At 43.0% G+C, this 605-nt stretch carries 1 protein-coding gene; it reads right to left on the bottom strand.

Features of this window, described 5'->3' with window-relative positions; all coding sequences use genetic code 11:
• Positions 1–243: 243 nt before the first annotated feature.
• A partial coding sequence (locus ACS8FC_RS19035; protein ID WP_439297940.1) for an acyl-CoA dehydrogenase family protein occupies positions 244–605 on the bottom strand: 362 nt, incomplete at its 5' end.

Raw genomic sequence — 605 nt, 5'->3', positions numbered from 1 at the left:
CCCTCTGGCATACTATCCATATCCGTCATATCTGTCATGAGATTCCCTTACTCTTTGGCGTATTCTTCGATTTTCTGATTAGAAAATTGCTATTCATCATTTAGTTTTTTGCGTTATTTAATGACACACTGATAAATAAATGGTGAATAACAACTAAAAAAACGTACGCCACTGTCGATACTCTTTTTGATAAAAAGCCAAGCAGCAACGTACGTCATAAAATACAGTTGTACCAAAAACTGTTTAAAAGAACGCTTGAATACCCGTCTGTGCACGGCCTAAGATCAGCGCGTGAATATCATGAGTACCCTCGTAAGTATTGACCGCCTCAAGGTTAAGCACATGACGGATGATGTGGAACTCATCAGAGATGCCATTACCACCATGCATATCGCGGGCGATACGAGCGATATCAAGCGCTTTACCGCAGTTATTACGCTTGATGAGCGAAATCATCTCTGGTGCAGCGTTGTCTTCATCCATCAAACGACCCACACGTAGCGCAGCTTGTAACCCTAAGGTGATTTCTGTCTGCATATTGGCAAGCTTTAACTGCACCAACTGCGTTGCGGCTAGTGGACGACCAAATTGCTTACGATCTAGCG

It is taken from the genome of Psychrobacter sp. 1Y4, from assembly GCF_051847555.1.
The sequence above is the reverse complement of the archived record's forward strand: the minus strand, read 5'-3'. Positions and strand labels throughout refer to the sequence as shown.